Raw genomic sequence first — 22,016 nt, 5'->3', positions numbered from 1 at the left:
TCGAGGATCGGTCGCCCGAAGAATGACACGATTTCTACCTGTCGAAAGAAACATTCATGGTGGCGTACCGGTCAAGCACCGAACTCGTGGAGCCGTCACTCTCCGCGATCGAGGCCTGTTCCGTCGGCGGACGGTACCTGCGGGAGGGCTACCGGACCGGACGGACGACCGCCGATCGGTCCGCACACGACGTGAAATCGAGCGCCGATACGGGCGCGGAAGAGCGTATGCTCGCGGTCGTCCGATCGGCGTTTCCCGACCACCGGATCGACGCCGAGGAGTCCGGCGTTCACGACGGGAACGGCGCGTACGAGTGGCTCGTCGACCCGCACGACGGGACGAACAACTTCGAATCCGGGCTCCCGTCGTTCGGCTCGGCGGTGACAGTGCTCGCCGACGACGACCCGGTTCTGGGCGTCGCCTACGTCCCAATGCTCGACGATATGTACGTGGGGCGGCGCGGCGAGGGCGTCAGGTACAACGGCCACCCGGTCAGTGCCGACCACGATGCCGAACCCGACGTCGATTCCGCGACCGCCACGGTCGTCTCGGTCATCGGCCACGATGTGAAACGCCAGCCCGATCGGCGGGCGGTCTCCGACGCGATCAACCGCGCGATCGAGGACCGCTGCAAGCGTCGCTTCGAGAGCTGGAGTCCGACGGTTCACTGGGGACTACTCGCCCGGGGACGACTGGACGGGGTCGTCTGTTACCGACCCGATCGGGAGGAACAGCTCCTGGGGGAACTCTTCGCGGCCGAGAGCGGGCTCCGGACGGCGAGTGGTGAGGACTGGTTCGTCGGTGCCGTGACCGCCGATCGGCGCGCGGAACTCGTCGATCTCGTCTCCGAACGCGTCTCGTGACACCCGATCGTGCTCGTGGCCGTCGGGCACTCGCGTCGATCGGGCTCGATATCTCCCCCCAACCCGACCAACCTATAATACAAACAATAGGTACGCTTAAGTGGTAGTTCTGTGGTTTGTAATGCAATGCGAGAGCTTGTCACGATGTGGCGGGACACGCGGATGATCATGCTAGTCGCGGTCGTAGCGGCGGTATACGCCGCACTGCTGATCCCCTTCGCCGGGCTGGTGCTCGTTCCGGGGATCACGGCGGTTCGACCCGGAAACGTCATACCCGTGATCTTTGGGCTCATGTTCGGCCCGGCGGCGGCCTGGGGGTCGGCGATCGGGAACCTGATCAACGACATTTTCGCCGGTACCTTCGGTCCGGGAAGCCTGTTCGGTTTTATCGGAAACTTCTTTTTCGGCATGCTCGGCTACAAGCTCTGGGGGAACCTCGGTCCCCTCTCGAGCGGCGTCGAACCGGACTTCCGCGAGAACGCCAGTCGCCAGTTCGTCGAGTTCGTCGCGGTCGCCATCGCGGCGTCGGCGGCCTGTGCGGCGATCATCGCCTGGGGACTCGAGGTGCTGGGACTGTTCCCCTTCTCGGTGCTCGGGACGCTGATCTTCCTGAACAACACGCTCGCGACGGTCGTGCTCGGGCCGCCGCTGCTGTACCTGACGTACCCGCGGATCAAGCGGATGGGGCTTCTCTACACCGATCTGCTCCACGACGAGGATCTGCCGGACACCGGCTCGGGGCAGGCCCAGACGGCCGCGCTCGGACTGCTGGCGGTCGCGATCGCCTGGGTCGTCGTCGGGATCGCCATCTCGATGGGCGTACAGGACGTCGCATTCGCCGCGGGTCAGGGGGCGACGTTCGGCCAAGGCGGTGCGACCGTCCAGATCGTTCTCGGAGCGATCGCGTTCCTGATCGTCCTCGGACTGACTTCGATCTCCGGCGAGCGACTCTCCGAACTGATCGACTAACCACGCTGTTTTAACCTATAATCTACCTGTATTCGTTATCATGGACACTGACTCGACCGACGAGGACGCGGCGGTCCTGCGGGACGTCGTCTTCGCCTACGAGCGCGGGCTGGATCTGCCGCCGGCGGACTCGTTCGCCGACGTCGAGGACTACGACCCGGACGAGCGCGGCGGGGCCGTCCTTCGCGGCCTCGACCTCGACGTTCCCGCCGGGAAATTCACCGTGGTAATGGGTGCCAGCGGTGGCGGCAAGTCGACGCTGTTGCGGACGTTCAATTCGATCATCCCGAACTTCATCACCGGCTCGTTCGCGGGCGACGTGGAGGTCCTCGGTCGAGACGCGACCGCCGCTCGAGTGCCGGAGATGGCCGCCGCCGTCGGGATGGTCTTGCAGGATTACGAGGCGCAACTGTTCGGGACGAGCGTCCAGAGCGAGGTCGTCTTCGGCCCCGAAAACCTCGCGGTCCCGCCGGCCGACATCGATCCCCGGGTCGATCACGCGCTCGAGGTTGCGGGACTCGACGACCTCGCGCGCAGACGCCCGCCGGACGCCCTCTCGGGCGGACAGAAACAACGCCTCGTCTTCGCCGGCGTCGTCGCGAACCACCCCGACCTGCTGTTGCTCGACGAACCGACCAGCGACCTCGATCCGGCGGGGAGTCACGACACGCTGTCGGTGATCCGCTCGCTCGCGGACGCCGACGACTCGAGCGCTCCCGAGGGATGGACCGGCCCGGAGACGATCGTGCTGGTCACCCACGAGATCGAGGAGGCGCTACTGGCCGATCGGGCCGTCCTGCTTCGCGCCGGCCGCGTGTATCACGAGGGGCCGGCCCGCGAGGTGTTCACCGACGTCGAGGCCCTCCGGAACGCACGCGTTGCCGTGCCGCCGGTCGTCGAGGTGTTCGATCGACTCGGCTGGGCCCGCGAGAACCTGCCGCTGTACCCCGAGGAGGCTGTCGACGCCATCCTCGATCGCGACCTCGCGTGGACGCCGCCCGCGCGTCGCGACGCGGCGCTCCCCGGCGCACCGGCCGACACCGGACGCGACACCGGCGGACCGCTGTTCGAACTCGAGGGAATCGTCCACGAGTACGAGACCGATCGGGAGACGGTGCGGGCGGTCGACGGCGTCGACCTCACGATCGACGAGCGAGAGGTCGTCGCGATTGTCGGCCACAACGGTAGCGGGAAGACGACCCTCGCGAAGCACCTGAACGGATTGCTCGAACCCGATGCGGGAAGCGCGCGCTGGCGCGGGGAGGAGGTTTCGGACCGCTCGATGAGCGAGGTCGGCCGCTCGGTCGGCTACGTCTTCCAGAATCCCGACCATCAGATCTTCGCCGACACCGTCCGCGAGGAGGTCGCGTTCGGCCCCGAAAACTTCGGGATGGTGGACGAGGAACTCGAGCGGGCGGTCGCCGACGCGATCGAGACCGTCGAACTCGACGGGCTGGAGGACGCGGACCCGTTCGCCCTCTCGAAAGGGCAGCGCCAGCGGGTCGCGCTGGCGTCGATCCTCGCGACCGACCCCGACGCGATCGTCTTCGACGAACCGACGACCGGCCTTGACGCGACCCAGCGCGATCGGTTTATGGACCTCGTCGCACGTCTCAACCGGGAGTCGGGGGTGACCGTCGTGATGGTCACCCACAGCATGCACACGGTCGCCCGCTACGCACCGCGGACGGTCGTGATGGCCGACGGCGAGAAGGTCTTCGATCGATCGACGCGGGAACTGTTCGCCGACGAGTCGCTCCTCGACCGGTGGGAACTCGAACCGCCGCAGCCGGTCGCGCTCTCGAACCGGTTGGCAGCCGAGACCGGTCAGGACGACGCGTTGCCCGCGCTCTCGGTCGACGAAGTCGTCGCGGGGCTCGGCGGCGCGCAGGCGTCCGAAACGGCTCGCGCCGCCGACTCCGTGGCGAGCGGGGACGCAGACAGTCGCGCCGACGGCGGCAGCGACGACGTCGGCGAGGGTGGCTCCGACGATGACACCCACGGCGGGGCACACGACCCTGACGACGCCACCGGGGGTGAGGGTGCGTGAGTTCGTCACCCTCGCTGTACGTCGATCGCGAGACGTTCCTCCATCGCCTGAACGCGCGCTCGAAGATGGGGCTGCTTCTGGGCGTGTTCGTCGCGGCCTACGTCTTCGGCGACCCGCTGTGGGTGTTCGTCCCGCTCGCAGCCTCGTTTCTCGCGCTCGTCGCGGTCGGCGGCTGGCCGAACTTTAAACGCCTCTCGTTCATCGTGATCGCGCTGTTCCTCGTCGGGTTCGCCGTCTGGCCGGCGTTCACCGATCCCGGCGGGGACGTGTTGCTCTCGACGCCGCTCGGATCGATCACCGAACGGGAGGTGCTGTTCGCGCTCGGCCGATCCCAGCGGATCGCGGCGTTCATCGTGGGCGGCCTGCTGTTCGTGACGACCACCTCCAACGAGGAAATCGTCGCCGGGATGCGATCGATCGGCATCCCGTACGCGTTCTGTTTCGCAGTCGGCACCGCCCTGCGACTGTTCCCGACGTTTCTCGGATCGGCCAACACGGTGCGACAGGCCCAGGCCGCGCGCGGCCACGAGGTCGGCGGACGCAACCCGATCACCCTGCTCCGAAGTTACGTGCCGCTCCTGATCCCGGTGTTCATGACCGCGATCCGGAACGTCCAGACGCAGTCGATGGCGCTCGAGGCGCGTGGCTTCGATACCCGCGGCGAGCGCTCGTTCTACAATACCCAGCCGTTCGGTGGGGCCGACTGGCTGGTCCTCGTCCTCGGTCTCGCGGTCGCGGTCGCGTCGGTCTGGCTCCGGTTGCAGGGGTACGGAACCGTCTGAACGCGCTCGTTCGTCGCCGAGCAGTCGGGTGATCGTACTGTCCGTCAGCGGGATTTATGATCGTGCAATGACGTTGACCACGGTATGTCAGACCAGACCGATCCGCTCGCCTGGACGCGCGACTACACGCCCATCCTGCGATCGCTCGCCGACGAGTACGGCGAGCGAGAACCCCTCTCCGGGTACAGCGTCGCGCTGGCCTCTCACCTCGAGCAAAAGACGGGCGTACTGATCGAAACCCTGCGGGACGCGGGCGCCGAGGTCCTCGTCACCGGGAGCGAACCCTACAGTACCAAGGGCGAGGTAGTTGACGCCCTTCGCGATCAGGACGGTATCGAGACGTTCGTCGAAGCCGGCATGACCGAGGAGGAGTGGGCCGACGGCCAGCACCGACTGCTGAAGGCGGAACCCGACTTCATCCTCGACGACGGCTGTGAACTTATCGCGAAGGTCCACGCTGACCACCCCGACGTCGCCCGGCAGGTGATCGGGGGCGGCGAGCAGACGACGGCCGGAATCACCCGACTCGAGGCCATGGAGGACGAGGACGTGCTCGAGTTCCCGGTCTACGGCGTCAACGACACGCCGATGAAACACTACTTCGACAACGTCCACGGTACCGGCGAATCGTCGCTGTCGAACGTGATGATCACGACCAACACGATGCTCTCGGGCAAGACCGTCGTCGTCGGCGGCTACGGCTACTGCGGCCGCGGCATCGCGCGCAAGGCCCGCGGGATGGGCGCACAGACGATCGTCACCGAGGTCGATCCACGGAAGGCCCTCGAGGCGCACATGGACGGCCACCGGATCGCCAGCATGGCCGACGCCGCCTCGGAGGCCGACTACGTCATCACCTCGACGGGGAACCGCGACGTCGTCCGCGAGGAGCACTTCGATGAACTCAACGACGGCGTCATCCTCGCGAACGCCGGCCACTTCGATGTCGAGATCGCCGTCGCGGCCCTCGAGGACGCCGCCGATCGCGTCACCAAACCCCGCGACGGCGTCACTCGCTACCACATGGCCGACGGGCGCCGGATCAACCTGCTCGCCGAAGGTCGCCTCGTCAATCTCACCGGGCCGCACAGCAGCGGCCACCCGGCCGAGGTGATGGACACGACGTTCGCGATGATGTTCGTGGCCGCACGCGACATGCTCGCAGAAGGCCGCGGCGAGAAACTCACACCGGGACTGTACGCGATGCCGGATCGCCTCGATCGCGCGGTCGCCAACCGGAAACTCGAGACGCTGGACGTCGACGTCGACGACCTCACCGATCGCCAGCGCGAGTACTACGAGGACTGGGAACACCCGGACAGCGCGTTCTGATCGCCCGGCGTGCGTGTGAGCGCTCTCGGCCGGCGGGTTTCGATCGGCCGACCAGCGCGCTCGTATCGATCGGCTCGATCCGCGCGGCCGTTGCACACGCCACGAAACACGTATTCCTCGATCGACCGATAGGCGAACATGGTCGACATCACCGCGGAAATCGTCCTGTTCGACGGCTTCGACGAACTCGACGCGATCGGTCCCTACGAGGTGCTCGAGAACGGCGCGCGCGCCGGTGCGTCGATCGACGTCCGACTGGTCACGCTCGATGAGACCGATCTGGTGACGGCGAGCCACGAGCTACGGGTGGAACCCGATGGCACGCTCGGGGACCCGGACCTGCTGATCGTGCCGGGCGGCGGATGGACGACCGCGAACGAGGGCGTCCGGGCCGTCGTCGAGGACGGGATTCTTCCGGACGCGGTCGAAGAGCGCTACGCGAACGGGGCGACGATCGCCTCGGTCTGCACCGGCGCGATGATCCTCGCGGAGGCGGGGCTGCTGGAGGGCCGGCCGGCGACCACGCACCAGGTCGCGATCGAGGACCTCGAGGAGTACGCGGCGAACGTGGTCGAGGAACGCGTGGTTGACGGGGCGGCTACCGCCGCCAGTCCAGCGCGTGCCAGCGGGCACGCGGACGACGGCGACGTTCTGACCTCCGGCGGCGTTACCGCGGGGATCGATCTGGCGCTGTGGCTGCTCGAACGGGAGTTCGGCGACGATATCGCCTCGGCGGTCGAGACGGAGATGGAACACGAGCGCCGTGGTGGGGTCTTCGGATAAGTCGGGTCGGTAATCGACCGCGCGGAGCGGAGATCACCGTCCGGTACCCGTAGACACCTCGGACGTCCGTTCCGTATCGGCCGATCGGCAAACTACGTTGGCGGGTGTGAAAGGGGCTTTCGCGGCGGTATCGGAGTACGCGTCTCGTTCACACCCTCCGAGACGTCCTGCTTCGAATAGGGCCAAACGGCTATCCGATCGCGGCGAATAGCCGTTCCCACATGACTGCCGTGTTGTTCGATATGGACGGTGTGCTCGTCGACAGCGAAGACTACTGGGTCGAGTTCGAGCGCGAGGAACTGCTCCCGGTCGCGGTTCCGGACGCGGACGTCGACCTCGCGGAGGTGAGCGGGATGAACTTCCGCGAGATCTACGACTACCTCGATTCGGAGTACGAGACGGCGATCACGCGCGAAGAGTGGATCGATCGGTTCGAAGCCTTCGCGGAGACGCTCTACACCGAGCGCGTCGACTCCCTCGATGGCCTCCACGACCTGCTCGCGGAACTGGACGATCGGGACGTTCCCACGGCGCTGGTCTCCTCCTCGCCCCACGACTGGATCGGACTGGTGCTCGATCGGTTCGACCTCGCGGGCGCGTTCGACGAGGTCATCAGCGCCGACGAGATCGAGGCCGCGAGCAAACCCGCGCCCGACGTCTTCGAGTACGCCGCGAGCGAGGTCGGCGTCCCGACCGAGGAGTGCGTCGTCGTCGAAGACTCCGAAAACGGGATCGAGGCGGCCGCGCGAGCGGGGACGATCGTCGTCGCCTACCGGATCGACGCCCACGGCGACATCGATCTCTCGCCGGCCGACGTCGTCGTCGACGACGCGGCGGAACTCCGCGAGGAAGTGCTTCGACTGGCCGACTGAGTTATCGATCGAACGCGGTCGGCCGCTTCATCTCGCGGTAGTGAGGAAACCCGCCCTTCAGGGCGGGGAGGATGTCACTTCTCGGTCGTGTCGATCCCGGCGGCCTCGTTGATCGGGCACTTCCGGGTCGTCCCGGTCGCGAGGAGGATCACCCCGATCGCGAGCGCCAGCACGCCGCCGACGAGTCCGACGGTCCAGTAGCCCGCGAGCGCGGCGAGTCCGGCGATCGTAGCCAGTGCACCGACGACGATCCGCCCTAAACGGTCGATACCGCCGACGTTTCGGTCCATCGTAGCACCCGGGCGAACCTAGACGGTCCGTCGTCAAAACGGTTCGTGGCCGGATCGATCGCGCGGTGGATACTCACTCGACCCGGACCGTCCGCGTCTCCGCGATCGGGACGAGCGGTTCCTCGGGGAAGGCGACGCTCACGGTGAACTCGAGTACGTCGGCGTCGGCCCCGAAGACGCCGACGGGGACGGTCTCGGTGTCGCGGAGGTAGGTGTTCGTGCTCGTCATCTCGACGCCGTTGACGGTCACCCGGATCCCGGCGCGGGCGGCTTCGCCGACGTTCCTGACGGTGACCTCGCGAACCTCGTTCTCGCCGGTCCCGATCGCGTCGGGGAACTGGCCCCACTCGAGTTCGATCGCGGGGAGCGACTGGGCGCTCTCGTAGACGCTCTCGGCGACCCCGTCCGAGAGGCCGGCGTCGACGAGGCCCTCGACGCCCGCCGCCACGACGTCGCCGGGAGTCGACAGTCCCTCTTTCGAGAGTTTGCTCGCCCGGCCGGCGGCGACCCCGTCGATCGCGACCAGTCCGACCGCGTCTTCGGCGACGCCGTTCTCGATGCGGGCCTCGACCCGTCGGGCGAGGTTCGCCGCGTGCGGGCCCGCGAACCGATCGAGGAACGCGCCGAGCGCCGAGACGAGTCGCGTCGCGTTCCGGCGGATCACCCACGCGTCGCTTCGCAGTTCCGGGGGGATCGAGCCGTTAGCACCGCTCCGGAGGATCGCGAGCACCTTCCGATCGCCCGCGTCGAGGTCGCCGGTGTCCTGACCGACCAGCACCGCGTCGATCGCGTCCCGTTCGGACTGGCGGGCGGAGACGGAGTCGAACTCCTGGGCGGTCGCGACCGTCTCGAGGATATCGCCCGTCTCGAGGTCGTCTCCCTTCTCCGACACTCGGTCGCACAGCGCCGCGAACTCCGCCGCCGTCTCGAGACGCAGGTAGTACTTCGAGGCCAGCATCCCCCGCGCCGTGGCCTCGATCGAGAGGTCCGAGTCGTCCATCTCGACGAAGCCGCGATCGACGAGGTCCTCGAGACAGTCTCGGACGCGCGCGCGGAGATTGGGGAAGTCGTACTCCTCCGGCCTGGACTGGCCTCGCACGTAGTAGAAGGTCGTCTCGAGCCAGTCCATCACGTCCTCCAGGTCGGCGATGGTCCCCATCGCGATTTCGGCGTTCAGGTGGGTCTCGAGGCTTTCGGCGAGGCGCGACTCGATCTCTTTGCCGTCCCGGAGCAGGCGGCGGTACTTGTCGGCCTCCGCGGTGTCGCAGACGACCCAGCCGTAGCCGACGTCGTCGTAGCCCGGCCGGCCCGCGCGTCCGAGCATCTGGAGCACGTCCAGGGGGCTCATGTCGACTTCGCCCTCGAGCGGGTCGTGGAGTTTCGTGTCCCGGATCACGACGCAGCGCGCCGGGAGGTTGACGCCCCACGCGAGCGTCGAGGTCGAGAACAGGAGTTCGATCCGGCCCTCTTTGAACCACTCCTCGACGAGGTCGCGATCGTTCTTCGAGAGGCCCGCGTGGTGGAACGCGACGCCGTCGAGGACGGACTTCCGGAGCGTGTCGTTCTCGAGCGCCTCCTTCGACTCGGCGTGGAAGTCGTAGTCGCCGCGCGGGCCGATCTCGAGGTCGCGCTCGGCGATCTCGTCCCTGGCCTTCTTGGCGGCCTGCACCGTGTCCTGTCGTGAGGAGACGAACACGAGCGTCTGGCCGTCCTCCCGGAGGTGTGGCTCTGCGAGGTCGAGCGCCCGGTAGAGCCGCCGGTACTTGTCGGCGAAGGTGTTCTCGCCGTGCGTGTAGGTCTTGACGCCCGCGTTGAGGTCGACGGGACGGTACTCCTCGCCGAACTCGAAGGTCGTCTCCGCGGGGGCCTCCAGCCACGCCGCCACGTCGTCCACGTTCGGCATCGTCGCGGACAGCGCCACGATCCGGGGATCACAGAGCCGTCGCAGGCGGGAAATCGTCACCTCGAGCACCGATCCGCGCCGATCAGCGTCGAGCAGGTGGACCTCGTCGATGACGCAGACGTCGACGTCGGTGACGAAGTCGTACCGGCGCGAGTCGTGCTTGCGCGTCGCCGAGTCGAGTTTCTCGGGCGTCATCACGAGGATGTCCGCGTGACGCGCGCGCCGCGGGTTCAGGTCCCGCTCGCCGGTGACGACGTAGACCGAGAAGTCCAATTCTTCGAAGCGGTCCCAGTCGTCTTCTTTCTCGTTGGTCAGGGCTCGCAACGGCGCGATAAAGAGCGCGGTGCCGCCGTCGGCGAGCGCCTTGCAGATCGCCAGTTCCGCGAGCGCGGTCTTGCCCGAGGCGGTCGGCGCGCTCGCGACCACGTTCTCGTCCGATTCGAGCAAGGCCGGCAGGGCCTCGCGTTGCATCCGGTTGAACTCCTCGAAGGCGAAGGCGTCGGCGAACTCGGGGAGAACCTCGGCGACCTCCATCGTACGGACACGGGAAGCGACCGGTCAAAGGCGTTTCCTTCGAGTCGTGGGTCGGTCGGGCGGTCCTCGTAACTCGATCACCGCGATCGCACGAGCGCCACCAGGACCGCCCCCGCGGTCGCGAACACGAGCGGGTAGAGAATGCCGGCCAGCACGATCGCGGGCACGAGGTCGGGCGCGATCGACCCGCTCGCCTCGATGCCGAAGAAGGTTCGCTCGGCGCTCGACTCGGCCACGACCGCGCCGAGACCCGCGACCACGGCGTAGCCGATCGCGACCGGCGCGCCGGCGACGACGGCCGCGCCGAGGTCGCGAACGTCCCACTGGGAGGCGAGGATCGCTCCGACGACGACGAGTACGAGCGGCGGCACGAGGTACAGCAACGTGGCGCTCGTGCTGCTCGACTGGGCGATGAAGTCGACGGTGTCCGTCCCGCCGAGGCCCCCGATCGCGCCGCTGGCCTCGACGTCGACCATGTGCGCGTTGTAGAAGTACCAGGCGACGGCTTTCCACTCGGCGATGCCGTCGCCGAACTCCTCGCCGACCTCGCTGGCGATCAGGACGTACGTGAGGAGGTAGCCGATCGCGGCGGCGAGGACGCCGGTCCCGGCACTGGCCGCGACGCTCGCGGTGTTCGATCGCGCGCGACCCGTCGTCGACAGTGACTGTTGTGCCATCGTGTCGGAGACGGACCACACTCCCCGTAATGGGCCTTGTCATTCGGTCCGGGATCGGGACGGGATCACGTACCGGGGCCGGATCTGGACGCCGGATCGGGGTCAGACAGCGGGGATCGGTGTCGGACTCCGGAATCGCCGTCATACGGACTCCTGTCCGTCGGTTCCGGTGCAATCGCGATCGTCTTGCGGTTGCACCGGTTCGTCGGTACAGCAGACCGGATCAGACAGTCGTCCGGTCCCTGTCCGCAGCGGGTCGGCCGAGTTGCTCGTTGAGGTGGCTCGCGGCCCGATCGGGATTCGGGAGCCGCTCGAACGTCAGTTCCGGTTCGCCGGAGCCGGCGGTGTAGACCGTCAGGTCGCCGTAGCCCAGCAGGCGGCCGAGCGGCGGCTGTTGCAGGCTCGTGTTCTGGACCCGGTCGAGGCGAAACTGGGTGACCTCGCGCGAGACGACGCCGCGTTTCTTGTACAGTTCGTCGGACGTGATGACGTAGCGCGTGTTCGTCCAGACGACGTAGCGAGCGAGGACCAGCGCGGTGCCGGCGAACGCGACGAGGATCCCGACCAGCGTCAGGAGGTCGATCCCCGCGATCGCGCCCCAGCCGAGCAGGAGAACGCCGATCGTTACGAGTCCGGCTCCGATCGGGAGGCCGGTCCCCATCGCGATCGGGTGCGGGCGACGCTCCCAGACGATCTCCTCGTCGTCCGAGAGGTGGAGCCAGTCCGAGGTCGTCGGGGACATGGGCCCCTGCTATTCCGTTCGTCGCCGTAAAACTATTGCAGCGCGTCAGTTGCCGACGATCGGTCGGACGGACTACTGTGCGTCAGTTCCGGTACAACGCGGGACGATCGCGGTTGCACCGATACGTCGGTACAGCAGACCGATCAATCCGCGGCTCCGGCTCCCTCGGCGGCGGTCTTCGCGGCGCGTTCGTTCATCCCGGTCGACGTCTCGGACCAGTAGTAGGCCCCGAGCCCGATCGCCGCCGCGACGTTCGAGAGGGTGACGGCCCAGAAGACGCCGGTCACGCCCATGTTCAGGAGGAACGCCGCGCCCGCAGCGACCGGGATCCGGACGATCCAGTACTGCAACAGCGTGGCGACCAGGCTCGTTCGCGTCCGCCGCGCGCCGTTGAACCCCGCCTGCAGGAGGTAGGTCGCGCCGATCGCCCAGTAGCCGTACGCGAGGATTCGCAGGTACTCCGCCGCGACCGCGAGTTCCGTCGGCGTCGCGTCGGGGACGAAGGCAGCCGACAGCGCGCCGGGGATCGCCCACTGGATCGCACCGACGACCGTGAGTCCGACGCTCGCGATGGCGACGCCGGTCCACGTCGTTCGCCGCGCCCGGAGGGGGTGTTCCGCCCCGAGGTTCTGCCCGATCATGCTCTGGGCGGCCTGCTGGAGCCCGATCGCGGGGACGAACGAGACGGTCGCGACCCGGGCACCGATCGTGTACGCCGCCAACCCCACCGCGCCGCCGACGAGGGCGACGAGCCAGACCATCCCGACGCGTGCGGACTGGCTCGAGACGTACTGACCGGCGGTCGGCCAGCCGACGTCGACGATTTCGCGGCAGTCGTCGAGGTGGAGGTCGACGTCCGCCCGCGAGAGGGCGAACCCGCTGCGCCCGCGCAGTGCCATGCCGATCCCGAGCCCGATCCCGACGCCGTAGCCGATGCCAGTCGCCGCCGCGGCCCCCGCGACGCCGAGTTCGGGAAACAGCCACCAGCCGAAGATCAGGAACGGGTCGAGCACGAGGTTCACCGCGATCGCCAGGACGTTGATGTACAGGGCGGCCCGCGTGTCGCCCCAGCCGATGAAACTCGACTCGATCGCCTCGCTCGCGCTCAGGATGGGGACCGCGAGCGCGATCGTCGCGAGGTAGATGGTGGCGTACTCGGTGACGAGGTCGGGCGCGCCGAAGATGCCCACGATTCGTCCGGCGAGCGCCCAGACCGCCAGCCCGACGATCGCGCCGCCGACGAGGCCGACGACGGTGCCGTTGACCGCGGCCCGGCGGCCGAGTGCGAGTTCCTCGGCGCCGACGCGCTGGGAGACGAGGACCTGGGTGCCGACGCCGGCACCGACCGCCACCGCGGTCACCAGGCCCACGACCGGAAACGTCACCCCGACCGCGGCGACCGCTTCCAGACTGTGGCGACCGAGCCAGAGCGTGTCGATCACCTGCTGGAGAACCTGAACGAGGTTCTGTACGAGCAACGGTACGGCCAGGATCACGAGGGTCTTCGGAATGGGCCCGTCCGTGATCTCGTCGCGATCGAGATCGAGCATCTACTACTACGCCAACATAAACGCATTAAATAAATCTTCCTGCCGTTCGAACTGTTCACGCGAATAGTTCCGACGATTGAACTGTTCAGACGACTTCTGCGTGACCGTTCGCATCGACCCGCCGATCGCAATGGTTTTTCACCTTCGGCGGCCATTTTCGGGTATGAACACCGCCCGCAAGCCCGACTGGCTGAAAATGCGGCCACCGTCGGGACGGGAATTCACCGGCATCCGCGAGACGCTCCGGGAGCGGAACCTCCACACCGTCTGCGAGGAGGCGAACTGTCCGAACCTCGGCGAGTGCTGGTCCGGTGGCGCGGGGACCGGCAACGGCGAGGGCGGGACGGCCACGTTCATGCTGATGGGCGATCGCTGTTCGCGCGCCTGTAACTTCTGTGACGTCGAAACCGGCGGGATGGAACCGCTGGACCCCGACGAACCCGCGAACGTCGCCGAGGCCATCGCCGAGATCGGCCTCGACTACGTGGTCCTGACGAGCGTCGATCGGGACGACCTGCCCGACCAGGGTGCGGGCCACTTCGCCGAGACGATCCGGGAGATCAAGGATCGCCACCCCGGCATCCTCGTGGAAGTCCTCATCCCGGACTTCCAGGGCGAGGAACGACTCGTCCGGAAGATCATCGACGCCGACCCGGACGTGATCGCGCACAACGTCGAGACCGTCGAGCGCCTGCAGTTCCCCGTCCGCGATCGGCGCGCGGGCTATGAACAGTCGCTGTCGGTGCTCGAACAGGTCGATCGGGAATCGGACATCTACACCAAGACCTCGATCATGCTCGGTCACGGCGAGTACGACCACGAGGTCTACCAGACGCTGGCCGACTGTCGCGAGCGGGGGGTCGACGTCGTCACGCTCGGCCAGTATCTCCGGCCGTCGCGGTCCCACCTGGAGGTACAGCGCTACGATCACCCGGACAAGTACGAGACGTGGCGACGGGTCGCCGAGGAGGAGTTAGGCTTCCTGTACTGTGCGAGCGGGCCGATGGTTCGATCGTCGTACAAGGCCGGGGAGTTGTTCGTCGACGCCGTGCTCCGCGAAGGGAAGAGCGTCGAGGAGGCCAGAGCGGACGCGCGTGGCGACGACTCCGCCGGATCCACGGCGACCGGCGTTCCCGAGTAGCGTCTCCCGTCGTCGGTTCCCGGTGTCCCGGAGTGGCTTCCGGCGTCGCTTCTGAACCGCGCGGGTAACGGCTGACTATCGACGGTCTCGTACCAAGTTCGCCGCCTTCTCGACACGTTGGCCGGCGTTGCCGGCGGTATCGGTGGCCTGTACGCCTCACGTGACCGACCGTGCGTCCACTATTCCGATAATTAGTTCACGAACATTCCGAGAACCCGCGCCGGGAAGTCGTATTTTCTGACGAACGAGCTATTCGAGATCGTATCACCGGACACCTCCCAGTATGCGGCGCAAGAATCTCTTTGATAGTAAACTATTTACGAAAATCCTTTAACGCGAGCGATAATTCGTTTGGGTATGTGCAGGTGGGTATACCCGTGAGTACGATACAGCGCGACCCCCGAGAACGAGTACAGATCCTCGACGACACCGGCCGGGTTCTCGAGGGTGCCGACGTCCCCGACCTGGCGGACGACACACTGGTCGAGATGTACGAACAGATGCGCCTGGCACGCCACTTCGACGAGCGGGCGGTCAGCCTCCAGCGCCAGGGGCGGATGGGAACGTATCCGCCGCTGTCCGGCCAGGAAGGGTCCCAGATCGGCAGCGCCCACGCCCTGGATCAGGAGGACTGGCTCTTCCCCAGTTACCGCGAACACGGCGTCTCCCTCGTTCGCGGCATGTCGCTCAAGCGGACCCTGCTGTACTGGATGGGCCACGAGCGAGGCAACCAGATCCCCGACGACGCCAACATCTTCACCGTCGCCGTCCCGATCGCGACCCAGATCCCCCACGCGACGGGCGCGGCCTGGGCCTCGAAACTCCGGGACGAGGAGAAGGCGTTCATCTGCTACTTCGGCGACGGCGCGACGTCCGAGGGCGACTTCCACGAGGGGCTGAACTTTGCCGGCGTCTTCGACACCCCGAACGTGTTCTTCTGTAACAACAATCAGTGGGCCATCTCCGTCCCGCGGGAACGCCAGACGGCCAGCGAGACGATCGCCCAGAAGGCCACCGCCTACGGCTTCGAGGGCGTTCAGGTCGACGGGATGGACCCGCTCGCGGTGTACAAGGTCACGCGCGACGCCGTCGAGAAGGCGAAGAACCCGGACGCGGTCCGGGACGAGTCGCCCGGGAGTGCGACCCGGCCGACGCTGATCGAGGCCGTCCAGTACCGCTTTGGCGCGCACACGACGGCGGACGACCCCTCGGTCTACCGCGACGACGAGGAGGTCGAACGCTGGAAGCAGAAGGACCCGATCCCGCGGATGGAGACGTTCCTGCGGAATCACGGCCTCCTTGACGACGAGCGCGTCGACGCGATCGAGGAGCGGATCCGGGACGAGGTCGCCGACGCGATCGACGAGGCGGAGTCCGTCGAACGACCCGATCCAGAGGAGATCTTCGCGCACGTCTACGACGGCATGCCCAAACGATTACAGGAACAGCTCGAGTGGTTCGAATCGGTACGCGAACGCCACGGAGACGACGCGCTACTGGAGGGCTAACATGGCTGCAGAATCGGAAAATCTCACCCTGGTACAGGCGGTACGCGACGGATTGCACAGCGAGATGGAACGCGACGACGACGTCGTCGTCATGGGCGAGGACGTCGGGAAGAACGGCGGCGTCTTCCGCGCCACCGAGGGACTGTACGACGAGTTCGGCGAGGATCGCGTGATCGACACGCCATTGGCCGAGTCGGGTATCGTCGGGACCGCGATCGGGATGGCCGCCTACGGGATGCGCCCCGTCCCCGAGATCCAGTTCCTGGGCTTTATTTACCCGGCGTTCGACCAGATCGTCTCTCACGCCGCGCGCCTGCGGACGCGCTCGCGCGGTCGATACACCTGTCCGCTCGTCGTCCGGGCACCCTACGGCGGGGGCATCCGCGCGCCCGAACACCACTCCGAGTCCTCGGAGGCGATGTTCGTCCACCAGCCCGGGCTCAAGGTCGTCATCCCCTCCACGCCGTACGACACGAAGGGGTTACTTACGAGCGCGATCCGATCGCCGGACCCGGTGGTCTTCCTCGAGCCCAAACTCATCTACCGGGCCTTCCGCGAGGAGGTGCCGAACGACCCCTACGAGGTGCCGATCGGCGAGGCCGCCGTCCGCCGCGAGGGGTCGGACATCTCGGTGTTCACGTGGGGCGCGATGACCCGGCCGACCATCGAGGCCGCGGAGAACCTCGCGGGCGAGATCGACGTCGAGGTCGTCGACCTGCGGACGCTCTCGCCGCTGGACGAGGACACCATCGTCGACTCGTTCAAAAAGACGGGCCGCGCCGCTGTCGTCCACGAGGCCCCGAAAACGGGCGGACTGGCTGGAGAGATCACCGCGACGATCCAGGAGAACGCCCTGCTCCACCAGGAGGCACCGATCGAGCGTATCACCGGCTTCGACACGCCGTTCCCGCTGTACGCGCTCGAAGACTACTACCTGCCGGAGGCCGCGCGGGTCGAGGACGGCATCCGGAACGCCGTGGAGTTCTAACATGGTCCGCGAGTTCAAACTCCCCGACGTCGGTGAGGGCGTCGCCGAGGGCGAACTGGTCTCGTGGCTCGTCGCGCCGGGCGACGAGGTCAGCGAAGATCAGCCGATCGCCGAGGTCGAGACCGACAAGGCCCTCGTAGAGGTGCCCGCGCCGGTCAACGGGTCCGTCAACGAGTTGCACTACGAAGAGGGCGACGTGATCCCCGTCGGCGAGGTGTTCGTCACGTTCGACGTCGAGGGCGAGGGTGGAAGCGGTGCGGACGAGGCCGCGGCCGAACCCGCCGTCGACGAGGAGGTCGAGGCCACCGACGAGGGCGACGTCGCCGGCGACCCCGGCGCGGAGACCGCCGAGGTCGAAACGCCCGACGATCGCGTCTTCGCACCCCCGCGCGTGCGCCGGCTGGCCCGCGAGCAGGGGATCGACCTCTCGACGATCGAGGGGAGCGGTCCCGGCGGGCGGATCACCGCGGCGGACGTCGAGGCCGCAGCGAGCGGCGGTACAGTCGCGGCCGGGACGGAGACCGCCGCGCCGGACGACGGCGCGACGGCGGAATCCGAATCGACCGCGGACACGTCCGCGACCGAGTCCGGCGGCGCAGCGACCGGTGGCGCGGGTACCGGTCAGGGGACCCAGACTCGGCCGGCACGAATCGAATCGGCCGATCGGGACAAAACCCTGGCCGCGCCCGCGACTCGACGCCTCGCCGAGGAGGAGGGCGTCGACATCGACGCCGTTCCGACCGACGAGGAGCGCGACGGCGAGGCGTTCGTCACGCCGGAAGCAGTGAAAGAGTACGCCGAGGCCCAGCGACAGGCCCAGGAGGCCGACCGGGAGGCGATCGAGGCCGGCGAACCGGTCGGCGAGAAAGGGGCGGCGTTCGCACCCGGCGAGCGCGAACGCCGCGAACCGTTCCGCGGCGTCCGCAAGACGATCGCGGACGCGATGGTCGAGTCGAAGTACACCGCGCCCCACGTCACCCACCACGACGAGGTGGACGTGACGGCGCTCGTCGAGGCTCGCGATCGACTCAAGTCCCGCGCCGAGGACCAGGGCATCCGGCTGACCTACATGCCGTTCATCATGAAGGCCGTCGTCGCGGCGCTGAAGGAGTTCCCCGAGATGAACGCGGTCATCGACGACGAGAGCGAGGAGATCGTCTACCGCGACTACTACAACGTCGGGGTCGCCACCGCGACCGACGTCGGGCTGATGGTCCCGGTCCTCGAGGACGCCGATCGGAAGGGGCTCCTGCAACTGTCCTCGGAGATGAACGAACTCGTCCAGAAGGCCCGCGAGCGATCGATCAGCCCCGACGAACTCCGGGGGTCGACGTTCACGATTACGAACGTCGGCGGCATCGGCGGCGAGTACGCCACGCCGATCCTGAACTACCCCGAGTCGGGGATCCTCGCGATCGGCGAGATCAAGCGCAAGCCCCGCGTCGTCGAGCGGGACGGCGAGGAGACGATCGAGCCGCGATCGGTGATGACCCTGTCGCTGTCGTTCGATCACCGGCTGATCGACGGCGCGGTCGGCGCACAGTTTACGAACACCGTGATGGAGTACCTCGAGAACCCCGAACTGCTATTGCTCGAGTGATCGAACACCACTTACGACTACGAATATGAATACGACGAAGACTACGAGAACGGGGGCGAACTGATGGTCGTCGGAGACGTCACCACCGGGACGGACGTGCTTGTCATCGGGGCCGGACCCGCCGGCTACGTGGCCGCGATCCGCGCCGGACAGCTCGATCTGGACGCAACGCTCGTCGAAAAAGACGCCTACGGCGGGGCCTGCCTGAACCACGGCTGCATCCCCTCGAAGGCGCTGATCACCGCGACCGACGTCGCCCACGAGGCCGGTAACGCGGAAGAGATGGGGATCCACGCCGATCCCGCCGTCGACCTCGCGAAGATGGTCGACTGGAAAGACGGCGTCGTCGACCAGCTGACGGGCGGGGTCGAGAAGCTCTGCAAGGCAAACGGCGTCAACCTGCTCGAGGGAACGGCCACGTTCGACGGCGAGAACACCGCCCGCATCTCCCACAGCGGTGAGGGACAGGGCTCGGAGAGCATCGAGTTCGAACACGCGATCGTCGCGACCGGTTCGCGCCCGATCGAGATTCCGGGCTTCGACTACAGTGACGAGCCCGTGCTCGACTCGAAACAGGCGCTCGCGCTCGACTCGGTGCCCGACTCGCTGGTCGTCGTCGGGGCCGGCTACATCGGGATGGAACTGGCGAGCGTGTTCGCCAAACTCGGGACCGACGTGACCGTCATCGAGATGCTCGACGGCATCCTCCCGGGATACGACGACGATCTCAAACGGCCCGTCAAGCAGCGAGCTTCCGATCTCGGGATCGAGTTCCACTTCGGCTACACCGCCTCGAAGTGGTACGACCACGGCGACGGCATCCGGATCGAGGCGGAGCCCGCCGAGCAGGCCGCGACGGATGGTGGCCAGGCGGAAGCCGTCGAGGCGGAGCCGCTCGAACTCGACGCCGAGAAGGTGCTGGTCGCCGTCGGCCGCGAACCGGTTTCGGACGCGCTCGATCTCGAGGCAGTCGGCGTCGAAACTGACGATCGGGGCTTCATCGACACCGATTCGCGCGCGCGGACGAACGTCGACCACGTCTTCGCGGTCGGCGACGTCGCAGGTGAACCGATGCTCGCCCACAAGGGGAGCATGGAGGGCCAGGTCGCCGCGGAAGTGATCGCCGGCGAACCCGCGGCGATCGACTACCAGGCGATGCCCGCCGCGATCTTCACCGATCCCGAGATCGGAACCGTCGGGATGACCGAGGCCGAGGCCGCCGAGGCCGGCTTCGAGACGATCGTCGGGCAATTCCCCTTCCGGGCCAGCGGTCGTGCGCTGACGACCGGCGACACCGACGGCTTCGTCAAGATCGTCGCCGACGAGTCCGAGGGGTACGTCCTCGGGGCCCAGATCGTCGGGCCCGAAGCGTCGGAACTGATCGCCGAACTCGGATTGGCGATCGAACTCGGCGCGACCGTCGAGGACGTCGCGGCGACCGTCCACACCCACCCGACGCTGTCGGAGTCGGTGATGGAGGCCGCCGAGAACGCGCTCGGACACGCGATCCACACGCTGAACCGCTGATCTGCGTTCCCGATCGATCGCCGACCCGGGACGGCCGGTCGACGGCCCGTCTCGCTGTTCTGGCAGTACGGTACGCACGTTCCGGGCGGATCTCGTTCCGTCTCCGAAGAGGCGATAGACATCGACGAATGCGCCGCGGTCACGGACGAGTTTGAGTACGAGGGCTACTGGACGTACAGCGAATAGGCGATTACCAGGAAGCCGATCAGGACGAGCAGGCTCTCCAGCAGGACGCCCATCGCGAGGGGAACGCCGAGCACTTCGTAGAGCATTCCCGCCAGGACCAGCCCGAGCGTTACGATCCCGAACCCGGCCGCGAGAAACCCGAGCGCTCGCTGACGGGTCCGTCGGTAGGCCTTGAACGCGAAGAAGGTGATGACGCTGCCGACCACGAGTACGAGCGTCTTGACGACTGCCAGTACGAGCGCCGCTTCGGCCGTCCCGCCCGGGAGTGGGCTCATGTCTCCTTGCGCACCTCCGACCACAGCTCGGCGAGGCGCTCGTCGGCCGTCCGGGCGGGTCGTTCGATCTCTACCGCCAGCGATCGGTCGTCGTCGAGCACCAGCGTGATCTCGTCGAACGCGACCGAGTACTTGCTCGCGTGGTGGCCATCGCGCCTGATCTCGGTCGACTCCTCGAGTAACGTCGCGTCGGTCAGTAGCTCGAGCTTTCGATACAGCGTCGACTGTGGGATATCACACCGGGAAGTGAGCTCTGAAGCCGTCATTGGGTCCTCGAGATTCCGGATAATCTCACGGCAATCGGGATCGTCGAGCGCAGCGCAGATCTCTTCCGCTGACGGCATCGACTCCGCACCGATCGGGTCCCGGACCATTCACCTGCCCCTTGTGACGCACACGGTTTATCGGCATCGATGCGAAGTCCCGATTGCCGGTGTCTCGACCCGTCCCCGAACCAGTTCGGGTCGATCGACGCTCGTGACACGTTGTCGGTTGCGTCCGCGCTCCGCTGGCCTCGGTGGACACGAAGCCTTCTTGCGCGTGCACGCCAGAGTGCGAACCGCGCGGGTCTCATTCGGCCCGACCGTGTCTGCGAGGGCGGAATGACCGGCCGACCTCCGCCCGCGTGATACTCCTGTCCCTGCGACGACTCCCATCGTACTGATGAGTCGAGCTACTGGTTTCTTTATAAGTATCACCCGGGTGACTGTCCAGTGCAAAATCGTCTCATGGTACCGGATTCCGATGCGGCTCTCGTTCGACGGCCTTATATGTGAACCGGGCGTTCGAAACTAATGCGAACGACGTGGCGCACGCCGCCACGTTCCCTCCGGCTGTATTCCAGCGCGGAGGCAGGCACTGCATCCACCCTCGTCCCGATCGTCGGTTCGATCCGACGATCGTACCCGTGTACGGGCGTTCGACTCGGATCGTGCTCGTGGCCGGCTCAGCCGGTCGCGACGATCCGTTGCCTTATACGCGTTCGGGCATTCGGATCGGATCGCAAAACGTCCTCGCCGGATGCGGTTTCCGGCGCGGGAGCGATCCGTTGCCCTTAAGTGTACGAGGGGATTCGGATGTGATGTGAACGGCGGGGCGCTCGACGCGTCCCGTCGCCCGGATCGAACGAGGTTCGAAGGGGTTATGTACCCCAGACGGCCTACGTTTAGATCCGAAGGAAATGAGGATCCTACCCCTGCGGTCCGCCGTACAGATGGGATCTGATGTTAGCTTCGACAGTTCGGTGACGCCCGATCGGTCGGCGATTCCGATCAGTGTCATCGAACGTGTGGACCCAACTGTGTGAGTGTGTGCGAACATTCACCGCCAACAGACCCTCCCCCACAGGGGGGAGTACATAGCATTCCGGTTGATCCTGCCGGAGGTCATTGCTAGTGGAGTCCGATTTAGCCATGCTAGTTGCACGAGTTCAGACTCGTAGCAG

At 67.0% G+C, this 22,016-nt stretch carries 19 protein-coding genes and 1 rRNA gene; 13 read left to right on the top strand and 7 right to left on the bottom strand.

Annotated elements, in window-relative coordinates:
* Positions 1-86 precede the first annotated feature (86 nt).
* From AC6I6X_RS06295 to AC6I6X_RS06265, 7 genes are all read left to right on the top strand, one after another.
* Positions 87-863 (top strand): inositol monophosphatase family protein, encoded by a 777-nt coding sequence (locus AC6I6X_RS06295; protein WP_497929672.1) that lies wholly within the window; start codon positions 87-89, stop codon positions 861-863.
* Positions 864-989: 126 nt separating this feature from the next.
* Positions 990-1,832, top strand: coding sequence for a QueT transporter family protein (locus tag AC6I6X_RS06290; protein WP_497929671.1), 843 nt, complete (start codon positions 990-992; stop codon positions 1,830-1,832).
* Positions 1,833-1,872: 40 nt separating this feature from the next.
* Positions 1,873-3,882: an ABC transporter ATP-binding protein gene (locus tag AC6I6X_RS06285; protein WP_497929670.1), complete on the top strand. Its 2,010-nt coding sequence runs from the start codon at positions 1,873-1,875 to the stop codon at positions 3,880-3,882.
* Positions 3,879-4,664 (top strand): energy-coupling factor transporter transmembrane component T family protein, encoded by a 786-nt coding sequence (locus AC6I6X_RS06280; RefSeq protein WP_497929669.1) that lies wholly within the window; start codon positions 3,879-3,881, stop codon positions 4,662-4,664. Before AC6I6X_RS06285 ends, AC6I6X_RS06280 begins: the two co-directional genes overlap by 4 nt.
* An 84-nt stretch (positions 4,665-4,748) precedes the next feature.
* Positions 4,749-5,996 (top strand): adenosylhomocysteinase, encoded by a 1,248-nt coding sequence (locus tag AC6I6X_RS06275; protein WP_497929667.1) that lies wholly within the window; start codon positions 4,749-4,751, stop codon positions 5,994-5,996.
* A gap of 138 nt (positions 5,997-6,134) precedes the next feature.
* Positions 6,135-6,779, top strand: a complete 645-nt coding sequence (locus AC6I6X_RS06270) for a DJ-1/PfpI family protein (protein ID WP_497929666.1) — start codon at positions 6,135-6,137, stop codon at positions 6,777-6,779.
* A gap of 221 nt (positions 6,780-7,000) precedes the next feature.
* Positions 7,001-7,651, top strand: a complete 651-nt coding sequence (locus AC6I6X_RS06265) for an HAD family hydrolase (protein WP_497929665.1) — start codon at positions 7,001-7,003, stop codon at positions 7,649-7,651.
* A gap of 74 nt (positions 7,652-7,725) precedes the next feature.
* On the opposite strand, the gene AC6I6X_RS06260 is transcribed toward AC6I6X_RS06265, so the two are convergent.
* The 5 genes from AC6I6X_RS06260 to AC6I6X_RS06240 all read right to left on the bottom strand — a co-directional run bounded on the left by AC6I6X_RS06260 (position 7,726) and on the right by AC6I6X_RS06240 (position 13,347).
* Positions 7,726-7,941: a YgaP family membrane protein gene (locus AC6I6X_RS06260; protein WP_497929664.1), complete on the bottom strand. Its 216-nt coding sequence runs from the start codon at positions 7,939-7,941 to the stop codon at positions 7,726-7,728.
* Positions 7,942-8,014: 73 nt separating this feature from the next.
* On the bottom strand, positions 8,015-10,378 hold the full coding sequence (locus AC6I6X_RS06255) for a DEAD/DEAH box helicase (protein WP_497929663.1): 2,364 nt from the start codon (positions 10,376-10,378) through the stop codon (positions 8,015-8,017).
* A gap of 77 nt (positions 10,379-10,455) precedes the next feature.
* Positions 10,456-11,055: a DUF7978 family protein gene (locus AC6I6X_RS06250; protein ID WP_497929662.1), complete on the bottom strand. Its 600-nt coding sequence runs from the start codon at positions 11,053-11,055 to the stop codon at positions 10,456-10,458.
* Between the two features lie 223 nt (positions 11,056-11,278).
* Positions 11,279-11,797: a PH domain-containing protein gene (locus AC6I6X_RS06245; RefSeq protein WP_497929661.1), complete on the bottom strand. Its 519-nt coding sequence runs from the start codon at positions 11,795-11,797 to the stop codon at positions 11,279-11,281.
* Between the two features lie 143 nt (positions 11,798-11,940).
* Entirely contained in the window at positions 11,941-13,347 is a 1,407-nt protein-coding gene (locus AC6I6X_RS06240; RefSeq protein ID WP_497929660.1) for an MATE family efflux transporter, read from the bottom strand.
* Between the two features lie 163 nt (positions 13,348-13,510).
* On the opposite strand from AC6I6X_RS06240, the gene lipA reads away from it, so the two are divergent.
* The 5 genes from lipA (at position 13,511) to lpdA (ending at position 20,111) form a co-directional block, all read left to right on the top strand.
* Positions 13,511-14,488: a lipoyl synthase gene (lipA, locus tag AC6I6X_RS06235; protein ID WP_497929659.1), complete on the top strand. Its 978-nt coding sequence runs from the start codon at positions 13,511-13,513 to the stop codon at positions 14,486-14,488.
* 377 nt (positions 14,489-14,865) lie between these two features.
* A complete protein-coding gene (gene pdhA / locus AC6I6X_RS06230; protein WP_497929658.1) occupies positions 14,866-15,996 on the top strand; it encodes a pyruvate dehydrogenase (acetyl-transferring) E1 component subunit alpha in 1,131 nt (376 codons plus the stop codon).
* 1 nt (position 15,997) lies between these two features.
* On the top strand, positions 15,998-16,984 hold the full coding sequence (locus tag AC6I6X_RS06225; protein WP_497929657.1) for an alpha-ketoacid dehydrogenase subunit beta: 987 nt from the start codon (positions 15,998-16,000) through the stop codon (positions 16,982-16,984).
* Position 16,985: 1 nt separating this feature from the next.
* A complete protein-coding gene (locus AC6I6X_RS06220; protein ID WP_497929656.1) occupies positions 16,986-18,584 on the top strand; it encodes a dihydrolipoamide acetyltransferase family protein in 1,599 nt (532 codons plus the stop codon).
* A gap of 63 nt (positions 18,585-18,647) precedes the next feature.
* Positions 18,648-20,111, top strand: a complete 1,464-nt coding sequence (gene lpdA, locus AC6I6X_RS06215) for a dihydrolipoyl dehydrogenase (RefSeq protein ID WP_497929655.1) — start codon at positions 18,648-18,650, stop codon at positions 20,109-20,111.
* Between the two features lie 164 nt (positions 20,112-20,275).
* On the opposite strand, the gene AC6I6X_RS06210 is transcribed toward lpdA, so the two are convergent.
* Positions 20,276-20,572, bottom strand: coding sequence for a DUF7521 family protein (locus AC6I6X_RS06210; RefSeq protein WP_497929654.1), 297 nt, complete (start codon positions 20,570-20,572; stop codon positions 20,276-20,278).
* Positions 20,569-20,946, bottom strand: coding sequence for a helix-turn-helix domain-containing protein (locus AC6I6X_RS06205; protein ID WP_497929653.1), 378 nt, complete (start codon positions 20,944-20,946; stop codon positions 20,569-20,571). The genes AC6I6X_RS06210 and AC6I6X_RS06205 overlap by 4 nt, the downstream gene beginning before the upstream one ends.
* A gap of 988 nt (positions 20,947-21,934) precedes the next feature.
* Here AC6I6X_RS06205 and AC6I6X_RS06200 point away from each other — a divergent pair.
* Positions 21,935-22,016 (top strand): 16S ribosomal RNA (locus AC6I6X_RS06200); the annotation flags it as partial.

The organism is Halosolutus sp. YCN4, from assembly GCF_059736495.1.
This window is presented reverse-complemented; position numbering and strand designations above follow the sequence as displayed.